Annotated in this window: 16 protein-coding genes; 1 reads left to right on the forward strand and 15 read right to left on the reverse strand. The window is 72.1% G+C overall.

Annotation, left to right across the window (positions count from 1 at the left end):
• Window positions 1-374: 374 nt before the first annotated feature.
• The 4 genes from VT52_RS11505 to VT52_RS11520 all read right to left on the reverse strand — a co-directional run bounded on the left by VT52_RS11505 (window position 375) and on the right by VT52_RS11520 (window position 5,082).
• A complete protein-coding gene (locus tag VT52_RS11505) occupies window positions 375-1,862 on the reverse strand; it encodes a glycoside hydrolase family 3 protein (protein ID WP_046421982.1) in 1,488 nt (495 codons plus the stop codon).
• 6 nt (window positions 1,863-1,868) lie between these two features.
• Entirely contained in the window at window positions 1,869-2,699 is an 831-nt protein-coding gene (locus tag VT52_RS11510; protein WP_046421983.1) for a carbohydrate ABC transporter permease, read from the reverse strand.
• Window positions 2,696-3,694 (reverse strand): carbohydrate ABC transporter permease, encoded by a 999-nt coding sequence (locus VT52_RS11515; protein WP_046421984.1) that lies wholly within the window; start codon window positions 3,692-3,694, stop codon window positions 2,696-2,698. The genes VT52_RS11510 and VT52_RS11515 overlap by 4 nt, the downstream gene beginning before the upstream one ends.
• 110 nt (window positions 3,695-3,804) lie before the next feature.
• Entirely contained in the window at window positions 3,805-5,082 is a 1,278-nt protein-coding gene (locus VT52_RS11520) for an extracellular solute-binding protein (protein ID WP_046421985.1), read from the reverse strand.
• A gap of 322 nt (window positions 5,083-5,404) precedes the next feature.
• On the opposite strand from VT52_RS11520, the gene VT52_RS11525 reads away from it, so the two are divergent.
• Window positions 5,405-6,145: a GntR family transcriptional regulator gene (locus tag VT52_RS11525; protein ID WP_046421986.1), complete on the forward strand. Its 741-nt coding sequence runs from the start codon at window positions 5,405-5,407 to the stop codon at window positions 6,143-6,145.
• Window positions 6,146-6,167: 22 nt separating this feature from the next.
• Here the strand turns inward: VT52_RS11525 and VT52_RS11530 are convergent, their stop codons facing one another.
• The 11 genes from VT52_RS11530 to VT52_RS11580 all read right to left on the reverse strand — a co-directional run bounded on the left by VT52_RS11530 (window position 6,168) and on the right by VT52_RS11580 (window position 24,316).
• A complete protein-coding gene (locus VT52_RS11530; RefSeq protein WP_079174984.1) occupies window positions 6,168-7,739 on the reverse strand; it encodes an MmgE/PrpD family protein in 1,572 nt (523 codons plus the stop codon).
• A gap of 100 nt (window positions 7,740-7,839) precedes the next feature.
• Window positions 7,840-8,208 (reverse strand): nuclear transport factor 2 family protein, encoded by a 369-nt coding sequence (locus tag VT52_RS11535; protein ID WP_037654340.1) that lies wholly within the window; start codon window positions 8,206-8,208, stop codon window positions 7,840-7,842.
• A 52-nt stretch (window positions 8,209-8,260) separates the two neighbouring features.
• Window positions 8,261-9,211 (reverse strand): diacylglycerol/lipid kinase family protein, encoded by a 951-nt coding sequence (locus VT52_RS11540; RefSeq protein WP_046421987.1) that lies wholly within the window; start codon window positions 9,209-9,211, stop codon window positions 8,261-8,263.
• Window positions 9,212-9,438: 227 nt separating this feature from the next.
• Window positions 9,439-10,527 (reverse strand): cytochrome P450, encoded by a 1,089-nt coding sequence (locus tag VT52_RS11545; protein ID WP_240509718.1) that lies wholly within the window; start codon window positions 10,525-10,527, stop codon window positions 9,439-9,441.
• 330 nt (window positions 10,528-10,857) lie between these two features.
• Window positions 10,858-12,348, reverse strand: coding sequence for an MFS transporter (locus VT52_RS11550; protein ID WP_079174986.1), 1,491 nt, complete (start codon window positions 12,346-12,348; stop codon window positions 10,858-10,860).
• Between the two features lie 100 nt (window positions 12,349-12,448).
• Window positions 12,449-13,960: an MFS transporter gene (locus VT52_RS11555; RefSeq protein WP_046421989.1), complete on the reverse strand. Its 1,512-nt coding sequence runs from the start codon at window positions 13,958-13,960 to the stop codon at window positions 12,449-12,451.
• A gap of 53 nt (window positions 13,961-14,013) precedes the next feature.
• Window positions 14,014-15,024: a ketoacyl-ACP synthase III family protein gene (locus tag VT52_RS11560; protein ID WP_046421990.1), complete on the reverse strand. Its 1,011-nt coding sequence runs from the start codon at window positions 15,022-15,024 to the stop codon at window positions 14,014-14,016.
• Window positions 15,025-15,157: 133 nt separating this feature from the next.
• Entirely contained in the window at window positions 15,158-15,925 is a 768-nt protein-coding gene (locus VT52_RS11565) for a thioesterase II family protein (protein WP_046422065.1), read from the reverse strand.
• Between the two features lie 29 nt (window positions 15,926-15,954).
• On the reverse strand, window positions 15,955-16,953 hold the full coding sequence (locus VT52_RS11570; RefSeq protein ID WP_107481310.1) for an LLM class flavin-dependent oxidoreductase: 999 nt from the start codon (window positions 16,951-16,953) through the stop codon (window positions 15,955-15,957).
• A 38-nt stretch (window positions 16,954-16,991) separates the two neighbouring features.
• A complete protein-coding gene (locus tag VT52_RS11575; protein WP_046421992.1) occupies window positions 16,992-18,593 on the reverse strand; it encodes a fatty acid--CoA ligase in 1,602 nt (533 codons plus the stop codon).
• 35 nt (window positions 18,594-18,628) lie between these two features.
• Window positions 18,629-24,316, reverse strand: a complete 5,688-nt coding sequence (locus tag VT52_RS11580; RefSeq protein ID WP_046421993.1) for a type I polyketide synthase — start codon at window positions 24,314-24,316, stop codon at window positions 18,629-18,631.
• Window positions 24,317-24,324 lie beyond the last annotated feature (8 nt).

Genomic DNA, 24,324 nt, shown 5'->3' on the forward strand with positions numbered 1-24,324 from the left:
GACGGACGGGGCTCAGCTGGTCGGTGCGGACGGGTCGGAGTCGGTCGGTGGGACGGGGCCCGGCCGGCCGGGGCGGGCGGTCCGCGGGTGCGGCCGGCGCGGTCGGGCGGTGTGCGGCCGGGCCCCGCCGTCCGGGACGGTGGTGCGGCTCCCGGAGCGACGGGGACGCAGCCCGCCCGGCTCCGAGTGGACGGTGAGGACTGTCCCGTCAGGACGCCCGCGGCTCGATTCGCGCCGCCCCGGACGGGCCCCGGGCCGGCCGGCGTCCCGAGGGGCCGGGACGTCCCCCCGGGTCCCGGCCGCCGTGCGCGCGGCGCACCGGCCGGGACCCGCCCTCGCCGGCGAACCAGGCCCCGCCCCCTCGTACTCCCCGCTCAGCCCCGCACGACGGCCTCCGCCGCCGCGACCCCGCACACCCGCGCGGCGCCGTACGTGGCGATGTGCAGGGCGCCCCTCGGTGCCGCCTGGGGCAGGCCCATTTCCACGACAACGGTGTCGGGACGGGCGGCGAGGAGGGTGTCGAGGGCGGAGCGCATCCAGTCGTGGCGGTGTTCGTCGCGGACGACGGCGACGATCCGTCGGTCGCCGGCGGCGGCGAGGGCGAGCGTGCCCGCGTCCGTTCCGGTGAAGGAGCCGTCCGTGCTGCCGGGCACCAGTCGTCTGAGTTCATCGGTGACGCCCCAGGGGGTCTGGTCGCCGACGGCGATGTTGGGCTCGGGGTTGAACCGGGCGATGTGGACGGGCGAGTCGACGGGCGCGGCGGCTGCGGCGCGGGTCACTCGCAGCGCCCGGCGCGCCGCCGTCAGACCGACCTCCGGCGCCGGCTCGGTGCGCGCCGCGTCGCCGCGCGCGCCGGCCGTCCAGCGGGCCAGCTCCCGTACCCGGGCGGCCGCGTCGGCGAGCCGTTCCTCGGGCAGTTCGCCGGAGCGTACGGCGGCCACGAGCGCGTCCCGCAGGCCGAGCACGGTGCCCTCGTCGCACAGACCACCGCCCACGCAGATGGCGTCGGCGCCGGCCGCGATGGCGAGGACGACGCCGTGTTCGAGGCCGTAGGTGCCGGAGATGGCGCGCATCTCCATGCCGTCGGTGACGATCAGGCCCTGGTAGCCGAGTTCGCCGCGCAGCAACTCGGTGAGGATGCGTCGGGAGAGGGTGCCGGGGCGGTCGGGGTCCAGGGCCGGGACGAGGATGTGCGCGCTCATGACGGCCCGGGTGCCCGCGGCGATCGCCGCGCGGAACGGGGGCAGCTCACGTGCGAACAGCGTCTCGGCGTCGACGTCGATGCGGGGCACGGCGTGGTGGGAGTCGATGTTGGTGTCGCCGTGGCCCGGGAAGTGCTTGGTGCAGGCGGCCACGCCGGTGGACTGCAGGCCCTCGACCCAGGCGGCGGTGTGCCGGGCGACGAGGTCGGTGGCGGCGCCGAAGGAGCGGACGCCGATGACCGGGTTGTCGGCGTTGGCGTTGACGTCGGCGGACGGCGCCCAGTCGAAGTTGACGCCGCAGCCGGCCAGGCGGCGGCCCAGCTCGCGGGAGACCGCGCGGGTGAGATCCGGGTCGTCGACCGCGCCCAGGGCGTGGTTGCCGGGGAAGGAGGAGCCGGTGCGCACGTCGAGGCGGGTGACGTCGCCGCTCTCCTCGTCGATGGCGATCAGCAGGTCGTCCCGCTCGGCGTGCAACTGGGCGGTGAGGGACGCGACTTGGCTTTCCGTGACGACGTTGCGGCCGAACAGCGCGACGGAGGCGAGGCCCTCACCGAGACGGCGGCGCACCCAGTCGGGGGCGGTGGTGCCGTCGAAGCCCGGTTGCAGCACCGCGAGGGCGTCACGGGTCAGGGTGTCAGGGCCGGTGGCGAGTGTGGTCATCGGACGTCATCCCTTCACGGCGCCGTCGGTCAGACCGCTGACAGCCTTGCGTTGCAGGAAGATGAAGAGGATCAGGATGGGCAGAGCGAAGAGCGACGAGGCGGCCATGGTGGCGCCCCAGTCGTCGCCGAAGGCGGTCTGGAACTGCGACAGCCACAGCGGCAGGGTCTGCTTCTCGATGTCCTTGTTGAGGATCAGGACCAGCGGGAACTCGTTCCAGGCGGTGATGAACCCGAACAGCGAGGTGGCCATGAGGCCGGGCGCGAGCAGCGGGAAGATCACCTTGCGGAAGGCCTGGAGGCGGGTGCAGCCGTCGACCATCGCCGACTCCTCCAGTTCCTTCGGCACGGCGGCGATGTAGCCGCGCAGCGTCAGGACGGTGAGGGGCAGCACCATCATCGCGTAGAAGACGGTGAGCGGGACGAGACTGTCCAGCATGTCGCTGTCGCGCACGATCATGTAGATGGCGATGATCATGACCTCCCAGGGGGCCATCTGCGCCAGCATGAAGGTGACGATGAACCCGCGCCGTCCCTTGAACCGCATCCGGGCGAGCGCGAAGGCGGCGAACAGGGCGATGACGAGCGACAGCAGCACCGAACAGAGCGTCACGGTGACGGAGTTGGCGACCAAAGTCCAGAAGTGGTCGGCGTGGACGGCCTTGTCGAAGTGGCCGAAGGTGAAGTGCGTGGGGAACCAGACCGGGTTCTCGGTGATGATGTCGCCGGTCGGCTTGAAGGCCGTGGCGAACATCCAGTATACGGGGAACACGAAGCCGACGAAGAGGACGACGGCGGTCGCGTTGGGCCAGATACGGCCGAAGAGCGAGCGCTTCACAGCTCGTCCTCCTCTTGCTTGAGCACCATGCGCAGGTAGTACGAGGTGATGACGAGCAGGACCAGGATGGTGAGGAAGGAGATCGCCGCGCCGACCCCGAAGTGCTGGTTCCCGACGCCCTCGACGTAGGCGTAGATCGGCAGGGTCTCGGTGAGGCGGTCGGGGCCGCCCTCGTTCATGGCGAAGACCTGGGGGAACGCCTTGAAGACCCAGATGACCTCCAGGAAGGTCGTGGAGTAGAGGAAGGGCCGCAGGAAGGGCAGGGTCACGAAGGTGAAGCTCTGCCAGGCGCCGGCGCCGTCCAGGGAGGCGGCCTCGTACAGCTCCTTGGGGATGGTGGTCGTCGCGGCGTAGAGGTTGATCGCGACGAACGGGATCGACTGCCACACGATGAGCAGGACGATCACCGAGAAGGTGGAGAACTGGCTGCCCATCCAGTTGTAGTCGGCCATCGAGTGCCAGCCGAGCTTGTCCAGGACCCAGTTGACGACGCCGAAGCGCTGGGCGAACAGCCACTGGTAGACGGTGGTGGCCGCGATGACGGGCATGGCCCAGGCGAGGACGAGGCCCACCAGCAGGGTGAGGCGCATCTTCTTGCCGAGGCGGGCCAGCAGCAGTCCGATCAGGGTGCCGAACAGCATGATCAGGACGACGTTGGCGGCGGTGAACAGGACCGAGCGTTCGACGACCTTCCAGAAGTCCGGACCGGTCAGGACCTGCTGGTAGTTGTGGAAGCCGTTCCACTCGGTGAGGTGCTGGATGAGCTGCCGCGGGTTGAGGTTCTGGAACGACAGCATGCCGTTCTTCACCAGTGGCCAGCCCAGCAGGACCAGGGTGGCCAGCAGCGCGGGCAGCAGGAGGAGATAGGGGGCGGCGGCAGGGCGGCCCGCCGGGGACCGGGAGGCCCGGTCCGCACCGCGCGGCGGCGCCGGCGCCCGGCCCTCGCGGACAGCGGGCCCCCCGGCCGTGTCCGTGCCTTCGGTCTGCACTGACATGAGTCGTCGTCTCTTCCGTGGCCGTACGAGATCGTGCGTTCCGCCGGCGCCGATGGGCGCGGGCGGCGCAGGTGAGCCGGGGGCGTCGCTGGGACGCCCCCGGCACGGGGTCAGTTCTGCTGGGCCAGACGCTGGTTGATCTGGCCCTCGACGTCCTTGGCGGCGGCGGCCGGGGCCTTGCCGTTCAGCACGGCGGTCATGTACGACTTGATGGGGTTCGGCGTGTTCTCCACCGCGGCCCACTCGGGGATCAGCGGGGTGGTGCCGCCCACCGCGGCGCCCGGAGCCGCGGCCTCGGCGGCGGCGTTGCCCTTGAGGTTGCTCTCCAGGGACTCCTTGTTCGGGATGACGCCGCTCAGCTTGGCCAGTTCACCCTCGTACTGGTCGGACAGGGCGATCTTCAGGAACTCCTTGGCCAGGGACTGCTTCTTGCTGTTCTGGGCGACCGCGAGGTTGGAGCCGCCGAGGAAGACACCCTCGGGCTTGTCGGCGGTGGCGCCGGGGATGGTGAAGTAGCCGAGGTCCTTCTCGATGGACTTGTTGGCCTGGACCGCGGTGGCCGCCTCCCAGCCCATGCCGATGAAGGCGCCGGTCTTGCCCTTGGCGAAGACGGCGGCCTGCTGCGGGTTGGCCTCGTCCTTGTCCTTGGGCGCCTTGGAGTAGGCGGCGTACTTCTTGTAGATCTCCATGGCCGCGGCGACCTTGGGGTCGGCGAGGTTGGAGACGTACTTGTCGCCCTGCTTCTTCACCAGGTCGCCGCCCTGGCCGACGATCAGGCCGTCGAGGAAGTACCAGTTCTGGCCGGGGAGGTAGATCGGCTCGGCGTCCGTCTTCTTGCCGATGGTGTCGAGGTCCTTGAGGAACTCGTCACGGGTCTTCGGCGTGGACTTGATGCCGGCCTGGGCCCAGATCTTCTTGTTGTAGATGACGACGCGGTTGGCGAAGTACCAGGGAGCCGCGTACTGCTTGCCTTCGTAGACGGACGACTTGGAGACCGAGGCGGTCCAGTCGGCGCCGATGGACCGCTTGAGGTCGCCGAGGTCCGCGAGGCCGCCGGTGGCCGCGTAGGCCGGGGTCTGCGTGTTGCCGACCTCCAGGACGTCCGGCGGGTTGTCCTCCGAGAGAGCGGTGGTGATCTTCTGCTGGATCCCGTCCCACTTCTGGGTCTCGAACTTCAGCTTGGCGCCGGTCTTCTTCTCGAAGGCGGCCTGGACGTCCTTGGACCACTGCGGCGGCGCGGAGCCGTCCATGGTCCACACCGTCAGGGTCTGGCCCTTCCAGCTCTCCGGACCGGCGTCCTTGCTGTCGTTGCCACTGTTTCCGCCACACGCCGCAACGGAGACCATCATGCCCGCGATCACGATCGCGGAAGCGAGCTTGCGCTTCACGCCACCCTCCTCAGGGATGCCACTAACCCCCCACGCCCTCGGCGGTGACCTGCGTACGACGCTGTTGCGCATAGGGCTCGGGACCTGGCCACTAATGGTGTAGACCAGTACGGTGGAGCTTGGCCTAGACCTTTCGGGGTGTCAAGGGTGGTCCGGACGACGGACGGAGGCCGTTACGAGAAAGTCACCGGAGTACTTTCGTCCACTTCGGGCCCGCACTCACGACCGCGTCGTCCCTTTCGCCCGGTCCGTTCAGTTGGACTAGACCATAGGGCACTTGGTCGCTATAACGGGAGCCCATCGACACAGCCGGAAGGCAGGCATGACCACCGACGTCAGCGGCGCGCGCGTGCCGAAGTACTACCGCATCAAGCAGCGGCTGCTCGCCATGACCGAGGCGCTCCAGCCCGGTGCGGCGGTGCCGGCGGAACGGGTGCTCGCCGAGCTGTTCGACACCTCCCGGACCACCGTGCGGCAGGCGCTCCAGGAGCTGGTCGGGGAGGGCCGGCTGGACCGGATCCAGGGCAAGGGCACGTTCGTGGCGCAGCCGAAGCTGTACCGGACGCTGCAGCTCACCTCGCACACCGAGGACATGCGGGCGCAGGGGCTGTCACCGGCCTCGCAGGTGCTCGATGTCGGCGAGGCACCGGCGGACGAGCGGCTGGCGGGACTGCTGGGGGTCGCCGCGGGGGAAAGGGTGCTGCGGATCGAGCGGCTGCGGCTCGCCAGCGGGGAGCCGATGGCGATCGAGACGACGCATCTGTCGGCGCGGCGGTTTCCGGGGCTGCGGGGGGTGCTGGCGTCGTGTCCTTCGCTGTACACCGCGCTGGCGGAGGTGTACGGGGTACGGCTGTCGTCGGCGGACGAGACGATCGAGACATCGCTGTCGACACCGCGGGAGGCCGCGCTGCTGGCGACGGATGTGGGCTTGCCGATGCTGCTGATGTCCCGGCACTCACGGGACGCGCAGGGGGCACCGGTGGAGTGGGTGCGGTCCGTGTACCGGGGGTCGCGGTACAAGTTCGTGGCGACACTGCGGCGGCCGGCGGTGTGGGGGGCGTAGCGACGGGGGGCGACGGGGGCCGCTAGTTCAGGAACGCCGTCTCTATCCAGCGGCGGACCGCCGAGGGGCGCATCCGGTGGAGGCGGTCGACCGTGTCGGCGACCTCGTGGGGGCCGCCCACCGAGAGGAACTTCTCGCGGACCAGGTCGGCGTGGGAGTGGCGGGTCTCGGGGCCCGCGGCGCCGATGGGGATCAGGCGGGTGCGGGAGATCGTACGGCCGTCGGTCAGGCGGACGGTGACGCGGGCGCCGGTCGCCTTGGTGGAGCGGGAGAAGTCGCGGTTGTCGGCACGGACCGAGCCGACCAGGTCCACGAGTTCGTCGCCGCCGAAGCCGCGCAGCCACGGCACCGCCAGCTCCCCCGCCTCCCGTACCGCCTCCCCGAACGGGGCGTCGGACAGGAAGAGTTCGCGGGTCATCTCGGTGTCGTGCTCCAGGCGGATCCGCTTGGCCAGCGCCCAGCGGTCGAGGTCGTCCACGGCGGGCGAGGAGAAGTCGTCGACGGAGAACTCGCCGGTGAGGAGCGTGGTCGCCACGGGGTACGGCACATCCAGGACCAGCGCGCCGAGCGGGGAGCCGGGACCGGTGACGTAAGCGGCGGCGCGCTGTCCCGCGAACAGCGTGTACAGGGACGCCTCCACGACGACCTCGGCCACGTCCTGCGGTCGCAGCGGGCCCAGTTCGCGGTGGATCTCCTGCGCGCAGTCCACGGCCGCGTCGATGCCGGGTCCGCCGGGATGCATCTTGAAGGACAGCGTGTCGGTGTGCCAGCGCCGGCCGAGGCCCTTGGCGACCGCCTGGGGCAGCGGCACCGTCGCGAAGCGGGCGAGGAAGCCGTCGCTGTGCTCCATGATGTCGGGCGCGCCGCGCAGCCCGGCGTACGCCGCGTCACAGGCGTCCATCGCGGTGCGCACCGGTGTGAAGGTGTTGAACAGCCGGGCGTCGCTGGCCAGGAAGGCGCGCATCAAAGGCCAGTTGGGCATGGCGAAGGCCAGTCCGAAGGCGTTCTCGTACAGGCTCGCGGAGGCCCGGTCGGCGTGCAGCCGCCCGGCGACCGCGCCGGCCAGATGGGTGTGTACGGCGCTCTGGCCGCGCAGCGGTCCGAGGGTCGCGGAGGCGGTGATGCGGGCCGCGCACTCATTGGCCACGACCACCGAGGTCAGCAGGGAGAGGCCGTCCAGGCGGCGGGCGTAGGCGAAGGCGAGGGGGACGGCGACCGTGGAGTTCGACAGATGGCCGGCGTACGCGGTGTCGTCCAGGTTGAGCCAGGAGCCGAGCGCCGCGAAGACTCCGGCGGCCTGGCGCGGGTCGCGCTGCATGGGGTGCCCGAAGGCGGCCACCAGCTTGCGGCCCAGGGGGTGTTGGAGCCCGGCGCGGATGGAGGCGATCTGCGAGAGCACCTGGCTCGCGGCGAGTTTGAGCACCCGGCACGGCACGGCCTGCGGGCGCAAGGTGGCGGCCCAGTGCGAGAGTTCGCGCAGCGGGGTGTCCGTGCCGGCGGGGTGGCGGGCGGCCGACGGCGACGACGCCTCGGCCTGCTCGGCCCAGTCGTCGCACAGCGCCCGGGCGACGCTCTCCGCGAGGACGGCGGTCATGGCGGGTACCTTCCGTGCGTGCGTCGAGGGGGAGGACATCGGTCCTCAACACGGGTGCGGGAGCACCGGATTGCCGGTGCTCCCGCGACGCGTGCCGGTGTTACGCGGCCGGGACCTTGTCCAGGAAGCCGTAGACGGCCTTGATCTTGCCGGCCTCGTCGGCGACGAGGACGTCGAAGCCGATGGCGATCGGCTCGGCGCCGGCCTCGGTCACCAGGCCCCACTGGAAGCGGGCCTGGTTGTGGTGGGCGTCGACGGTGCCGTGCAGCTCGAAGGAGAGACCCTTGAACTGGTCGCGGGCGCCGGCCACCACAGCCGCGAAGCCCTCGCGACCCTCGACCGCGGCCAGCGGGTCGATGTACGGGGCGTCGGCGGTGAACAGCTCGGCAATGGCCGCGGCGCGCTTGTCGGCGTCCGCCTCGTTCCAGATGTCGAGGTAGCGGGTGACGGTGGTGGTCAGGTCGCTCATGCGGGCGATCTCCTTTTTGGGTGGTGCTTCTTCGGTTCTTCGGACGGTTGGTTCAGGGGGTGGCAGGCGCCCACACGGGGAGGGCTCCGGGGAGCACCTCGAAGGTGGCCGCGGCGCCGATGCCGTGTTGGTACTCACCGTCGTGCTCCAGCGGGAGGCGGCGGCCGTCGGTGCGTTCCACGGTGATCCGGCGGCCCCGTGCGTAGACGGTCGCCGGATGGGCCATATGGGCGGCGTTCAGGGTCAGTTCGGGAACCTGGGCCGCGGTGATGTCGCCGCCGATGACACAGACGTCGAGCAGTCCGTCGTCGAGCAGTGAGTCGGGCAGTACCTGGTAGCGGCCGCCGCGGTAGGGGCCGCCGCCGACGTTGGCGAGGACGGTGGGGCCCTCGTGCACGATCCGGCCGTCGACCGTGACCCGGCCGGGGTACGGCTCGTACCCGTCGGCGGTGTCGGCGAAGGCGCGGACATAGCGTTCGCGGCCGCTCAGCGGTACCTGCTTCGCGGTGATCAGGGCGTCCGCGATGACACCCGAACAGGCGCCCAGGTACACGTAGTTGCGGGTCTCGGCGAGGCGGGCCAGGTCGAGCCTGCGCAACCGGGCGCTGCCGCCGATGCCGTGATCGGTGAGGATCGCCTTGAGCGCCTCGCTCCAGGACCGCTCGCCCCACAGCATCTTGTAGCCGGAGTTGCCGGTGCCACCGGGTATCACCGCGAGGCTCGCCCCGTGGTCGGCCGGCACCAGTCCCTGCACGGCCTCACGGACCGTGCCGTCGCCGCCGATGGCGACGATCAGGTCGGGAGCGTCATCGGTGCGCTCCAGGGCGCGGCGTACGGCGACGGTCGCGTCCCCCGGTCCGCTGGTCCGGTGGACCTCGGCCCGCTCCAGGTAGGTGGCGCACAGATCCCGTACCTGACTGACGAGTTCGGGGCTGTGGCTACCGGAGGCCGGGTTGGCCAGGATCAGGGCCCGGGTGGGTCCGGGGGCTGCGGTGTCTGCCATGACGGGCGCTCTCCTCACATCGGACGCACCGGCGGTGGACGGAACACGGATGACTCTGCCAAGGGGCCCTGACCTGGCACTGACGCGCTACTGACGTTTCGTCATGAACCTGCCGCGCTGTTCCTCGACGGCAGGTCCCGCGCCCGACGATCACCGCCGGGCGCGGGAACCGAACCGGACGACCGCCCCGGCGTCACCGGGCAACCGGCCTCACCGAGCAACCGGCATCACCAGGTGACCGGCAACTCCTGGAGCCCGTACACGATCGTGTTCTCCCGGAAGCGGACGTCCTCCGGCGCCACCGCCAGGCGCAGGCCCGGGAAGCGGGTGAACAGGGCCTTGAGGCAGACCTCCAGCTCCATCCGGGCCAGGGAGGCGCCCGGGCACAGATGGGCGCCGAAGCCGAAGGCGAGGTGTCCGGCGGCGTTGCGGTGGATGTCGACCCTGTCGGCGCCGGGATATACGGATTCGTCATGGTTGGCCGCGGGGATGGCGACGATCACGCCGTCCCCCTTGCGGATGGTCGCGCCGCCCAGTTCGACCTCGGCCACGGCGGCCCGCACCTGGTTGTCCTGGGAGATGGACCAGTACCGCAGCAGCTCCTCGACGGCGGGCTTGAACAGGCTTTCGTCCGCGCGGAGTTCGGCGAGCTGGGCGGGGTCGCGCAGCAGGCTGAGGACGCTGAGGCTGATCTGGTGGGCCGTGGTCTCGTGCCCGGCGACGAGGATGAACCGAGCCATGGCCACGAGCTCCTCGTGGCTCAGCTCGCCCGCGCTCACGTACCGGGTGGCGAGCCGGCTGATCAGGTCGTCCCGCGGTTCGGCGGTGCGCCGCGCGACGAGCCCGTCGAGGAACTCGGTCATCGCGACGAACGCCGCGTACGTCTCCTGGGGGCCCGCCTCCTGGGAGAGGATGACCTGGCTCTGCTCGGTGAAGTCCGCCTCGTCTTGTTCGGGCACCCCGAGCATGCGGGCGATGACCAGCGAGGGCAGCCGGATGGCGAAGTTCGCCACCAGGTCCACCGGCTTCGGTCCGCTCTCCAGCTCGTCCAGCAGCCGCCCGACGAGGAGTTCCACCTCGGGGCGCAGGGCGCGGGTGCGGCGGGCGGTGAACTCGGTCAGGGCCATCCGGCGCAGCCGGCCGTGCTCCGGGTCGTCCATGCGGCTGAAGGACATCACGCCCGGCTCCGGCGGCAGCTGGATGCGGATCGGGAAGCCCGGCTGCTGGTCGTCGGCGCTGAACCGGTTGTCGTTGAGCACCTGGCGTACGTCCGCGTGCCGGGTGACCAGCCAGGCCTCGCCGCCTCTTATGCGCACTCTGGAGGGCGCTTCCTCACGAAGTGGGGCGTAGGCGTCCGGCGGCGCGTAGGGGCACGACCGGGGCATGGGCCAATCTGGCAGTTTTCGCTGCTCACAGGCGAACATGGGGTTCCCTCCGTTGGCTGGATCTCAGCGTCGGAGCACATCCTGGTGAGCAGCACTGACGGAAATCTGACGGGTTACTGACTCGTTATATACTGGCAAACATATACTTTTATGAAGGCAAAGAGGGTGGCGGACGGATAGTTCGGGCCCCGGTGGAGAGCAACGAGAAGGGGGCCGGCGCGGTCGGCGCCGGCCCCCTTCGGGGTGGGAGTGCGGGGCGGGTCAGGCGGCCGCGGCCGCCGCGCCCTCCGCCGCCCGCGCTCGCGGCAGCAGTTGCACCAGGCAGGCCACCAGGACGCAGATCCCGGCCTGCACCAGCAGTCCGACGCTGAAGGCGTGGGCGTAGGAGTGCGCGGTGACCTGCGATCCGGCGACCCCGAAGAAGACCACGCCGAGCACGGCGATGCCGATCGCGTTGCCCATCTCCTGGGCCGTGGAGAACACACCGGAGGCGGCGGCCGCGTGCTGCGGGGCGACCCCGGCCAGGACCAGCGAGGCGAGCGGGGCGATCACGAAGCCCATGCCGAGGCCGGCCACGACCATGGCCGGGATGCACCAGGCCACGTTCCCGGTGCTGTCCAGGTGCCATGCGGTTTCGGCCAGGCCCAGATTGCCGATCGCCTGGAGCACCGCGCCGAGCGCGAGCACCTGCTTGCCCAGCTTGGCGGCGACCTTCGGCGACTGCGCGGAGCCGAGGAAGAAGCCGAGGCCGAGCGGCATGAACAGCAGGCCCGACTTGAGCGCGGAGACGCCACGGCCCTCCTGGAGGTACAGCGCGAGGACCAGGAAGAAGGAGGCCATCGCGGCGAAGAACACCAGCAGGGAGACGACGCCGATACCGAACGAGCGGTCCGCGAAGAGGCTCGGGTGGACCAGCGGAGAGCCGTCACGGGCCGCCTTGCGGCGCTGCGTCCACCAGAACGCGGCCAGCAGCGGCACCGCCGCCACCAGGCACTCCCATGTCCAGGTCGGCCAGCCCTGCTCGCGGCCCTGGACCAGCGGCAGCACGATGGCCGTGAGACCGGCGGTCACCAGCACCACACCGGTCCAGTCGAGTCCCGTACGGCCCTCCGCGCGGGACTCGGGGACCAGCTTCGGGGTGAGCAGCAGGACGATGGCGCCGATCGGGGCGTTGATCAGGAAGATGGTGCGCCAGTCCCAGCCGAAGAGGTCGGCCTTGATCAGCAGACCGCCGATCAGCTGGCCGAACACTGCGGAGGCGCCCATCGTGATGCCGTACGCGTTGAACGCGGCGACCCTGGCCTTGCCCGTGTAGGCGGTGGTCAGGATGCCGAGGACCTGCGGGATGACCAGCGCGGCCGCGGCGCCCTGCACGGCGCGGGCCGCGATCAGTTCGGGCATGTTCGGGGCGACGCCGCAGGCCAGCGAGGCCAGTGCGAACAGGGCCAGGCCGATGGCGAACACCTTGCGGCGGCCGTACAGGTCGCCGAGCCGGCCGCCGGTGATGAGCATGGCGGACAGGCCGATGTTGAAGGTCGCCGCCACCAGCTGGATCTCGGCGCTGGTGGCGTGCATGTCCCGCTGGAGCGAGGGGATGGCCACATTGACGATGAAGAAGTCGATGTTGGCGATGAACAGGCCGAGCAACACCACGAGGAGAGCGCCCCAGGCGGGCTTGCCGCCGGATTCCCCGTGGTCCGTTGCCGGCACGGACTCGGCACTTGTGCCGGTCAGTTCCGCTTCGGTGGTCATGGACGAAACTCCTCTGTGGTGCGCTGACGGCGTGTCCGTCGGCGGACACGCGGAACGGGACCGGCGGCGGACCCGCGATCGGGGCGGGCCGCCGCACGGCTCAGGACGTGGGTGCCTTCTTGGGCGGGCGCGGGAACAGCTGGACCAGGGCCGCCACGCCGAGCGCGAACGGCACCAGCAGATAGACGCTGGCCCGGAAGGCGTCGGCGTAGGCGTCGGGTCCGGTGCCGTTGCCCAGGACGTGGTAGAAGACCACGCCCACCAGCGCGACGCCGATCGCGCCGCCGACCTGGTTGGCGGTGGACAGCACACCGGAGGCCGCGCCCGCGTAGCGCGGGTCGGTGCCCGCGAGGGCCACGGTGGCCAGCGGTGCCATCACCATGGCCATGCCGGCGCCGCCGACCAGCAGCCCGGGCACCAGCCAGACCACCGCGCCATGGGTGCCGATGTGTTCCACGGCGGCGTACAGCCCGATCAGACTGGCCGTCAGCACCAGCGCGCCGACCGCGAGGGTCTGCCGGCCGAGCACCGCGGCGATCTGCTTGGCGGTCATCGAGACGCCGAGGAAGCCGACGCCGAGCGGCAGGAAGACCAGGCCGGAGTCGAGCGCGCTGAGCCCGCAGCCCTGCTGGAGGTAGAGGGCGAGCACCAGGAAGAACGACGCCATGCCGGAGTAGTAGACGAGGGCCGTGCTCACCCCGACGGTGAAGGAACGCTGGCGGAACAGCGCCGGGTTGACGAGCGGGCCGCGGTCGGCCGCCGCCAGCCGCCGCTGGTAGAGCGCGAACAGGGCGAGCAGCACCGGGGAGACGGCCAGGCACACCCAGGTCCACTCCGGCCAGCCCTTCTGCTGGCCCTCGGCGAGCGGCAGTACGACGGCGACCAGACCCGCGGAGACCAGCAGCATGCCGAGCGGGTCGAGGCGGGACTTGCCCTGCGCCTTGGACTCGGGGACCACCCGCGGGGCGAAGACCAGCGCGGCGATGCCGATCGGCACATTGACCAGGAAGCAGGTGCGCCAGCCGAGCCCGGCGATGTCCAGGTGGATCAGCACACCGCCGATGAGCTGGCCGAACACACCGGCGAGACCCATCGTCAGACCGAACGCGTTGAAGGCGCGGATACGGGCGGGCCCGCTGTAGACGGTGCCGATGATGGCGAGGACCTGGGGGCCCATCAGGGCGGAGGCGAGGCCCTGGGCGACGCGGGCCGCCACCAGCTGCCCGGCGGTGGGCGCGCTGCCGGCCCAGGCCGAGGAGAGGGTGAACAGGGCCACGCCGATCAGGAACATCCGGCGGCGGCCGTAGAGGTCGCCGAGCCGGCCGCCGGTGATCAGTCCGGCCGCGTACGCGAGCGCGTACCCGGCGACGATGAACTCCACGGCGGACGAACCGGCGTGCAGATCACGCTGGGTGGCGGGGATCGCCACGTTGACGATGAACACGTCGAGGGTGATGACGAAGGTGCCGATCAGGATGATCGGCAGCATCGCCCAGTGCGGGGCGGGGGGCTCCTGCGGTGCCGCGGTGGCTCCCGGGGTGTTCGAGCCGGTGGCGCCGGGCTGGTTCCCGTGCTGGCCCGGGGCGGCTTCCCGGGGTTCTTGTAGGGCCATGACGGCCGTTCCTTTCTTCGTTCGGTGGGGGGACTGGGGAGCCGCCCCTCCCGTCACCAGGACGGGGTGTGCAGGATCTCCAGTACGGCTGCGGAGAAGCTGAAGCCCGCGCCGGCCGCGACGACGAGGACGAGGTCGCCCGGTCCGACGGCGCGTTCCAGGACGAGGTGTTCGATGCCGAGGAACTGGTCGCCGGGGCCGACATGCCCGTACTTGCGGCCGACCTCCCAGGTGCTCTGCTTCTCCGTGAAGCCCAGCAGGTCGAAGTTCTCGGGGGTCTTGTTGCGGTGGACGTGCGGGGTGACGACGCGGGTGATGTCCTCGGTCGACACACCCGCCTCGGCCATTACGCGCCCGGTGGTGGACATCAGGGCGGCCTCGTAGCGCTCCCAGGAGCCCTGGGCCTCCGGGGTGGCCGCGTGCTGCTTGCCGCGTTCGATCAGCCGTACCTCGGGGCCGGGCTGGAGGGCGAAGGGTTCGAGGCCGCGGTTCCAGCGCTCCAGCGAGTTGTCGGCGCCCAGGGCGGCGGCGACCACCCGGGCGAAGCCGGTGCGCCCGGACAGCAGCAGGGCGCTGCCGCCGTCCGCGAAGATGAGGTTCATCTGGACGTTCCAGCGGTCCACCCAGGGCGCGGCGAACCGGTCGCCGGTGGTGAGCAGCACCTCGGTGGCGAGGCCGGAGGTGATGTAGCCGGCGGCCAGGCCGAGGGAGCCGACGGCGGCGTTGCAGCGCTGCTGGAGGTCGAAGCCGGGGACGCCGGGGCCGACGGTCTCCCCCGCGACGTAGGACGCGGCGGGCCACATGTCGTGGCCCTGGTAGCTGCCGGAGGAGTGCAGGACGAGACCGACGTCGGCGGGCGCGACGCCGGAGCGCTCGACGGCCAGGCGGCCCGCGCGTACGGCCATCTCGGGGCCGGAGAGTTCGTCGGAGACGGCGATGTTCTCGAAGCCGAGGTCGCGGTGCTCCTCGTCGACCAGGCCCTCGGCGGCGGCCTGTGCCACGGTGGTCGTGTCCGGTATCCATGACCCGGCCGACGCGATGAAGAGGTCTTTGTCGAATCTCATGCTGCTGCTTCTCTCTCGGATGGGTGGCCTCGGCAGTACGTCGGGGAGAGACCGACGAGCGCCGTGTCGGCGGGCCGCCTGTCACCTTCTCGCGACCCGCTGACACGGCGCTGACGCGCGCCGTTTCCCCCGGTCAGCTCACGGCGGTGGCCACGGTCCGCTGGAGCCGGTGTGCGAAGTGGGCGGTGACGGCCTGGGCGTGGGTGTCGATGTAGAAGTGGCCGCCCTCGTACTCGTTGTGTCCCAGGTACGACGGGGTGCGCCCGGCCCAGTGGGTCATGGCGTCCGGGGCCTCCTGGAGCGGGTCGCTGCGGCCGCCGTAGGAGGCGAGCGGGCAGCTGACGCCGGCGCCGTCGTCGTCGTAGTCCCCGGCGACCCGCAGGTCGGAGCGCAGGGCGGGCACGACCAGGGCGAGCATCTCGGGGTTGTCGTAGACCTCGGCCGGGAAGGAGCCCAGCTTCTTGATCCACTCGACGAGTTCGGGTTCCGGCATCCGGCTCTGCTCCTCGGTCGGCTTGAAGAAGCCGACGGGCGACCAGCCGGACATGCCGACCATCGCGGGGACCGGGCCGCCCTCCTCCTCCATGCGAATGGCGAGCCGGAAGGCCAGCTGGGCCCCGAGGCAGTGGCCGAAGAACGCGAACGGACGGTCGTCGAGGTCGTTGAGGACCGCCTCGTGCAGGGCTTCGAGCAGCGGCCAGAAGTTCTCGTAGGTCTCCTCCTCGCGGCGGTTGTGCCGGCCGGGGAGGGTGACGGCCTGCGGGGAGATGTCCGGCGGCAGCAGGCGTTCCCAGTCGCGGTAGATGATGGCGCCGCTGCCCGCGTGGGGCAGCAGGAACAGCCGGATGGAGGCGTCGGGCGAGGGCTCCACGGGGTGGAACCAGTGTCCCTCGCTGGACATCTGGCTGCCGATGGTGCCGATGGCGGTGGTCACGACTGCGTACTCCCTACGGTGGGTGCGGAACCGAGGGCGCGTACCGCGGGCAGCAGCACCTCGGCGATCTCCTTCAACTGGGGCTCCGGGTCGAGGGATCCGATGCGGATCACCAGGTGCCGGGCGCCGGCCCGGACGTATCCGGCGAGCCATTCGGCGCACTTCTCGGCACTGCCCCAGGCGTACGCCTGGATGCTGCTCATCTGCTCCAGGGAGCGGCCGTAGTAGTGGCTGATGTAGTGCTCCAGCTCGGCCTCGGCGGCGGCCTCGTCGCTGTTCACGGTGACCGTGGCGTACAGCCCGGGAACCACGGTGCGGCCCGCCTCGGTGGCGAGTTCGCCGAGCCGGGCGGCGGCGCGGCCGTAGGCGTCGACGTCGGGGAGGAAGGGGAGCCAGCCGTCGTAGCGGGTGGCGGCGCGGGCGAGCACCTTGGGGGTGTCGCTGCCGGCCAGCCACAGCGGCGGGCCGCCGGGCACGGCGGGCGAGGGCAGCCGGTCCAGGTTCTCGGCCTGCCAGAACCTGCCCTCGAACTCGCTGGGTTCGCCGTCCTCGCCGGCCCGCCAGGCGGTGCGCCACAGCGCGGTGATCTCGTCCAGGCGGCCGACGCGGCCCTGGAAGGAGGCGCCGACGGACTCGAACTCCGCCTCGGTCTCGGCCATCGGGAAGCCCGAGCCCAGGCCCAGGATCAGCCGGTCGGCGGCCACATGGCTGAGGCTCGCGATCATGTTGGCGCCGATGAGGGGGTGGCGCAGGGCGGGGGTGAGGGCGGCGGTGCCGACGGTGATGCGCCGCGTCGCGGCGGCGGCGGCCGACAGCACGACCAGGGGGTCGAGGCGGGGGCGGGCGGTCAGGGAGTCGCCGGCCCACAGCGAGTCGAAGCCGAGGGCCTCGGCCCGGCGGGCGAAGTCCAGCAACGGGGCGGCCGCGTAGGTGCCGTTGATGGCCTGCTCGCGGGTGGGCAGCAGGATGCCGATCCGCAGCGGTTCGGTACTCATGGGCGTGTCACTCTCCGCGGGGACGTCGGGGAACGTGGTCATACGGCACTCCCGGCAGCGGCCCTGGTCTCCGCCGCCAGCCGCTCGCGCACCGCGCGCCGCAGGATCTTGCCCGAGGGGTTGCGGGGCATGGAGTCGGCGAAGTGGTAGGTGCCGGGGATCTTGTAGTCGGCGATCCGGCCGCGCAGGGACAGCAGGAGTTCGCGGGGGGTCGCCTTGGCACCGGGGCGCAGCACGACCACCGCGTGCACGCTCTCGCCCCAGCGGTCGTCGTGCAGCCCGACCACGGCCACGTCGGCGACCGCCGGGTGCGCGGCGAGGGCCTTCTCGACCTCGGCCGGGTAGATGTTCTGCCCGGCCACGATGATCGTGTCGTTGATGCGGTCGCACAGGTGGAGATAGCCGTCCTCGTCGAGGAATCCGGCGTCGCCCATGTGCAGCCACTCCCCCACCAGGGTGCGGGCGGTGGCCTCGGGCAGGTTCCAGTAGCCGAGCATCCGGGAGGGGGCGCGCACGCAGATCTGGCCGATGGTGCCGGGCGGCACGCTCTCGCCGTCGGGACCGACCACCTTGATCTCGTTGCCGGGGCAGGGCAGGCCGACCGAGATGAGCCGGGTGCTGCCCGCGTGGTGGTCGCCGGGCGGCAGACAGACCGCGACGCTGCCGGTCTCGGTGCTGGCGTAGATCTGCGCGAACTCGCAGCGGTAGGTCTCCAGGCACTGTTTGAGCAGCGTCTCGGACATGGGCGCCGCGCCGTAGGCGATCTTGCGCAGCGAGGTGAACGCCTCGGGCCCGGCGCCGCGTTCGGCCGCCATCGCCTGGAGCATCGCGGGCGCGGCGAAGGTGGTGGTGACGCCGTGCTCGCGGATCAGGCGGACGGCCTCCTGCGGGTCGAACTGCGGCATGATCACATTGGTGCCGCCGGCGTTGAAGGTGTGCAGGAACCAGCCGATGCCGGCGACGCCGAAGCCCGGCAGGGAGATCAGGGCGACGTCCTCGGGCAGCCAGTCGATCCAGTCCACGCCCCGCTCGCGGCTGGCGTGCGGCAGGGTGAAGAAGCTGCGGTGGGCGAGGATGGCGCCCTTGGGCAGCCCGGTGGTGCCGCTGGTGTAGATCTGGATGACGGCGTCGTCCGGGCCGGTGCCGGGTGCCAGGTCGGTCTCCGGCTGGTCGGCGGCCCAGGCGAGCAGCCCGGCGCCGCGGGCGGGTTCGCCGTCGGCGTCGGTGCCGTCGACCCGGATCACCTTGCGCAGGCCGCGCAGTTGGGGCCGTACGGCGGCCACGGTGTCCCAGAACTCGTCGTCCACGAAGATCAGCGTGGCTCCGGAGTCGCGCAGGATGTGGTCGACCTCGTTCGGGGTGAGCCGCCAGTTGACCGGCACCAGGACGGCGCCCGCCTTGGCGCAGGCGATCATCACGAGGTAGTAGTTCGCCGACTCGCGGCCGAGGTAGGCGACCCGGTCGTCGTGCCGTACCCCGCTGGTGCGCAGGGCGTGCGCGGCGCGGTTGCTGTCGCGGTGCAGCTTGTCGTAGGTGGTGACGTGCCCCTCGCAGATGATCGCCGGGTGGTCGGGGCGGGTGCCGGCGTGGGCACGGGCGGAGTGGTGGAGCGTCCAGCGCTCTCTCGGTATGTCGCTCATGGTGATGTGCCGTCTCTGTCGAACTGTTCCGGCCGTCACGCCACCGGCGCCGGGGCGAGCAGCCCGTCCACGAACTGGGCGAGCGCGCGGACCGTGGGGTGGTCGTGGGTGAGGGAGGCCGGCAGGGGCAGCCGGAACGACTGCTCCAGTGCGGCCTTGACCTGCTGGGCCATCAGGGAGTCCAGGCCCAGCGACACGAACTCGCTGTTCAGGTCCAGCTCGTCGCCCTCCTCCAGGTGCAGGACGGCGCCGACCTTCTCGCTCACCACCCCGGTGACGGCGGCGAGCCGTTCGGCGGCGGGGAGCGCGGTGAGGGCGGTGAGGTCGGGTCCGGTGCCCTCACCGCCGCCCTGGCGGGCGAGCCGGTCGTAGAAGAGGTCGCCGTTGACGCTGCCGGAGACGTAGCGGTCCCAGTCGAACTCGCCGACGATCCGCTGGGTGCGGGGCCGGCCCCAGAGCCGGGCCAGGGTGTCCAGGGCGCGGGTCGGGGAGAAGAAGCGGACGCCGCTGCGTTCGATCTCCTGGCTGAGGTGCTCCTCCAGGCGGGCGGACATGCCGACCCGGGCCCAGGCGCCCCAGTTGACCGACAGGCCCGGCACCCCGCGCCGGCCACGCCATTCGGCGAGCGCGTCGAGCCCGGCGCTGGCGGCGGCGTAGTGGCCCTGGGTGGCGCCGCCGAGGACGGAGGCGATGGAGGAGTAGGTGACGAAGAACTCCAGCTCCGGGAAGGAACTCTCGGCGGCCTCGTGCAGCAGCCAGCCGCCGTACGCCTTCGCGGCGAGCTGGGCGTCGATGGACTCCCAGGTCAGCTCGGAGATCAGCTTCTTGTCGTAGGAACCGGCGGCGTGCACGATCCCGCCGAGCGGACGCGAGCCCGCCGCGAGGTGCCGGACCAGCCGCTCGACGTCCCCCGGCCGGGAGACGTCGGCGCGTACGACGTCGATCTCGGCGTCGGCCGCGAGGTCGGCGAGGACCGGCGCGGCCTCCTCGGTGGCCTTGCCGCTGCGGCTGACCAGGGTGAGGTGGCGGGCGCCGAGCGCGGCCAGCTTGCGGGCGGTGACCAGGCCGAGGCCGCCGAGGCCACCGGTGACCAGGTAGGTGCGGTCGGCGCGCAGTCCGGCGGGCCCCTCGTCGGCCGGCTCGGGCCGCTCCTCCAGGTCCCCGGGCAGGGTCACCCAGGCGGGTCCGGCCGGGTCGGAGAGGGCGGTGCGCAGGGCCTCGCCGGTCTCCTCCAGGCCGAAGCGCAGGCCGGAGCCGTCGTCGGCGGCGGCCGGCACCACGGCGACCGCGGGCACGGTGAGCGTGGCGCGGAAGGTGCCGTCGTGGCGTACGAGGACCTCGTCGCCCGGCGCGAACCCGGTCCCGGCGGCGGCCGCCAGGACGGAGCCGCGGGCCAGCCGGCCGAGCAGCGGCGGGAGTTCGGCCTCGCCCGTCTCCTCGGCGCGTTCGGCGCGCCCGGTGTCCAGGGCGACGCGGGCGTCCTCGGCGGTCAGGCCGACGGCGCTCACCCGGACCTGGACCTCGTCCGCCCCCGGGGCCCGGTCGGTGACCGGCGCGAGCACCATGTCGGACAGGTCGCCGGAGTCGGGGGCGCGCAGCTCGAAGCCGCCGGTCCAGGTGAGGCTGGCGTCACCGGCGAGCAGCCGGCGCACGTAGCGGCGGCCGGGGCGGTGGGCGACCTGGTACTCGCCGGCCGGTTCGGTCCGCCACTCCTCGGCCAGCGGGGCGAGGCCGCTGCCGGGGGCGAGGTCGACCAGGGTGGCCCGGTACTGGGCGTACTCGGTGAGCAGCACCCGGCCGAAGCCCCACAGGGTGGCGGCTCCCAGGTGGCCGCCGTCGCCGGCCGGGTCGCCGGGCAGCCACTGGGCGCCCTCGGTGACCAGCCACAGCCTGGGCGGACGGTTCGCGGTCTCCAGCGCCCCGATGAGGGTGAGGAGTTCGCGGTAGTTGTCCTCGCACTCGGCGCGCAGCCGCTCGGCGGACATCGGCCCGGAGCGCTGGTGCCACAGCCGGCAGACGTCGGTGACGGTGGGGTCCTCCAGGGCGGCCTTGAGGTCGGTGAGATCGGGCAGCCAGGTGACCTTGAGGCCGGGCTCGGCCGCCAGGTCGGCGGCGCGCGCGGCGCAGGGGTCGAGGAGGACGACGTGCCGGGCGGCGGGGACACCGCCGCGGGCCGGCAGGGCGCGGCGCACCCACTCGGGGCGGTGCAGGAACTGGCGGCGGCCGCCGCGGCCCTCGGGGCGGGCCATGCGCACCCCGAGGAGTTCGGCGACCGGGTCGCCGTTCTCCAGCAGCAGCACGTCGGCGAGGCGCCGGTCCTGGTCGCCGCGGACCCGGGCGAGGACGCGTAGCTGCTCGCCGCGCGGCTTGCGGAAGTGCCGTACGGAGGCGATCTCGCGGGGCACGAACACCGGGCCCTCGGGGTCGAGGACGACCAGGGCCTGGACGGCGGCCTCCAGCAGCTCCGCGGGGACGTGCTCGACGGCACTGGCGTCCCGGCCGGTGAGTTCGCCGGTGACCAGTCCGTCGCCGTGCCGGGCGGCCTTGAGCAGCAGGCGCATGCGGGGGCCCTGGGGGCGGCCGACGGAGGCGAGGTCGGTGTAGATGTCCTCGTCGTCGATGTGCTGGGCGGCCGGGGCGAGCCCCGCGTCCAGCTCGGCCAGCTCCGAGACGGGGACGAGCGGTTCGGGGTCGGCGGCGACCGTGGCGGTGGCGTGCAGGTTCTCCTCGCCGCCGACCAGCGTGTACACCTCGACCTCGGCGCCGCCGCCGGGGCGGGGCCGCCAGCGGGTGGTCAGCGCGGTGACCGTCTCGGCGGGCAGTTCGAGGGGGGCGAGCAGCCTGAGGTCGCGGACGGCGTGGCGGGCGTGGCCCTGCACCGCGTCCTGTACCGCGAACAGCAGGTCGACGTAGGCGCCGGCGGGCAGCACGGTGCGGTCGTCGGCGGCGAGGTCGGCGAGCGCGCCCAGCTCCTCGGGCATGAACTCGGCGGTGAACTCCCGTACCCCGCTGGCGAATCGCTCCTCGGTGCCGAGCAGCGGGTGGCGGGCGGTGCCGTTCGCGGCGGTGCGGCGCGGGGCGACGGAGGGCAGCCAGTAGCGCTTGCGCTGGAAGGCGTACGTCGGCAGGTCCACCCGGGCGGGCGCGGGGTGCCCGGCGTGGTAGCCGTCCCAGGCGACCGTGAGCCCGGCCGCGTAGTAGTCGGCGAGCGCGGTCAGCGTGGTCGCGGTGGTGGTGTCGCGGCGGCGCAGGCTGGCCAGCCAGACGTGGTCCTCGACGGTGACCGAGCGGCGGGCGAGCGCGGTGAGCCCGGCCTGCGGTCCGACCTCGATCAGGGCGTGCCGGCCGCGCTTGGCGACGGCGCGGATGCCGTCGAGGAAGCGCACGGGCTCGCCGATGTGCCGGACCCAGTAGCCGGGGTTGCCGATCTCGCGGAAGCGGGCGAGCCGTCCGGTGACGTTGGAGATGAGGCTGATCTTCGGCTCGTGGAACTCGATGCCGTCGAGGGCGGCGCGGAAGTCGTCGTAGACCTCGGCCATCAGCGGCGAGTGGAAGGCGTGGGAGACCTTGAGGCGCTCGACGCGCACCCCGCGCTCGGCGAGGGCGGCGCTCACCTCGTCCAGGGCCGCGGTGGCGCCCGATATCACCGTCTGGTCGGGGGCGTTGACCCCGGCGACGGCCAGGCCCTCGTGCCCCTCCAGGAGCGGGGCGACGTCCTCCAGGGGCGCGCTGACGGCGGCCATGCCGCCCTCGGCGGTGACGGCCTGCATCAGCCGGGCGCGGGCGGCGACCAGCTTGACGGCGTCCGGGAGGTCGAACAGCCCGGCCACGGCGGCGGCGACGACCTCGCCGATGCTGTGCCCGATGAGCACGTTGGGCTTCACGCCCCAGGCCATCCACTGCTGGGCGAGCGCGTACTCCAGGGTGAACAGGGCGGGCTGGGTGTACTCGGTGCGGTCGATGGCCTCGGGGTCGGCGGCGGTGCCGAGCAGCAGCTCGCGCACCGAGCGGCCGAGGTGGGCGGCGAACAGCTCGTCGCAGGCGTCGACCTGCGCGCGGAAGACGGGGAGCGCCTCGTAGAGGGCGGCGCCCATGCCGGCGTACTGGGAGCCCTGGCCGGTGAACATGAACGCGGTCTTGCGGATGCCGGTCGGGCCCTCGTGCTCGCGCTCGGCGGCCTTGTCGAGGAGTTTGACGAGGGTGGCGCGGTCGGCGACGGGGGCGGCGATCCGGTACGGGTGGTGGGCCCGGGTCGTGTTGGCGCTGTGGCAGAGCGCGGCGACCGGGGTGTCGGGCCGCTCCTCCAGCAACGCCCGGTAGTCCGCGGCGAGTTCGCGCAGGGCGCCCGCGTTCTTGGCGGAGAGGGTGAACAGCGGTGCGGCGCCGCCCTCTTCGGCCTGAGCGGCGGGACGCGAAGGCGCCTCCTCGAGGACCACCGCGCCGATCGTGCCGGCGAAGCCGAAGCTGTTGACGACGGCGCGCTTGACCTCGGCCTTCCAGGGCTCGCACGCCGTGGGCACCCGCAGCGGGTACAGGTCCCAGGGGATGCGCCCGGAGGGGTTGTCGAGGTTGATGTGCGGGTAGATGGTGCCCGAGCGCAGCATGAGCACCGTCTTGATGACGCCGACGATGCCCGAGGCCGGCTCCATGTGCCCCAGGTTCGTCTTCACCGAACCGACCACCACCGGCCGGTCCTTGGTGTGGGAGTCCACGAACACATCGCCGATGGCGCCGAATTCGATGGGGTCGCCGAGCGGGGTGCCGGTGCCGTGCGCCTCGACGTAGCTGATGTCCCCGGGCGCGAGGTGGGCCGCGCTCAGCGCGCTGCGGATGACCTTCTCCTGGGCGGGCCCGTTGGGCACGGTCAGGCCGGCGCTGTCGCCGTCCTGGCCGACGGCGGTGCCGCGCACGAGGGCCAGCACCCGGTCGCCGTCGCGCTCGGCGTCGGAGAGCCGCTTGAGGACGACGATGCCGCAGCCCTCGGCGCGCGCGTACCCGTCGGCCGCCTCGTCGAAGGTCTTGCACCGGCCGTCCGGGGACAGCATCTGCGCGTTGGAGAACATCACCGGGATGCGCGGGTGGTGCAGGGCGTTGACGCCGCCGCACAGCGCGATGTCCGTCTCGCCGCCGCGCAGCGCCTGCACGGCCAGGTGCAGGGAGACCAGCGAGGAGGAGCAGGCGGTGTCCACGCTCATGCTCGGGCCGCGCCAGCCGAGGAAGTAGGAGAGCCGGCCGGACAGCGGGAACATGGTGATGCCGGAGGCGAGGTGGCCGTCGAGCTCCTCGTACGGCAGCGAGTCCAGCTCCAGCGCGTAGTCGATGGAGCTGGCGCCGATGTACACGCCGCCGTTGCCGCGGCGCAGCGGAGCCGGGTCGATGCCGGCGTGCTCCAGCGCCTGCCAGGCCGTCTCCAGCAGCAGCCGCTGCTGGGGGTCCATGTAACGGGCTTCCTTCGGCGAGATGTTGAAGAAGCCCGCGTCGAACAGGTCGATGCGGTCGAGGAAACCGCCGCCCGAGGCGCGGATCTTTCCCTTGTCGTCGGGGCCCTCGGGGGTGAAGGCCTCCACGTCCCAGCGGTCGGTGGGAATGGGGCGGATCCCACTGCGGCCCTCACGCAGAAAGTCGTCGAACTCGTCGGGCGAGCCGCTGCCGCCGGGGAACCGCAGACCGATTCCGACGATCGCTACCGGCTCGGGGGCCTGCGCTGATTCCGTACGCGGCATGGAACGAC

The sequence above is a fragment of the Streptomyces malaysiense genome, from assembly GCF_000980885.2.
Lineage (GTDB): Bacteria > Actinomycetota > Actinomycetes > Streptomycetales > Streptomycetaceae > Streptomyces > Streptomyces malaysiense.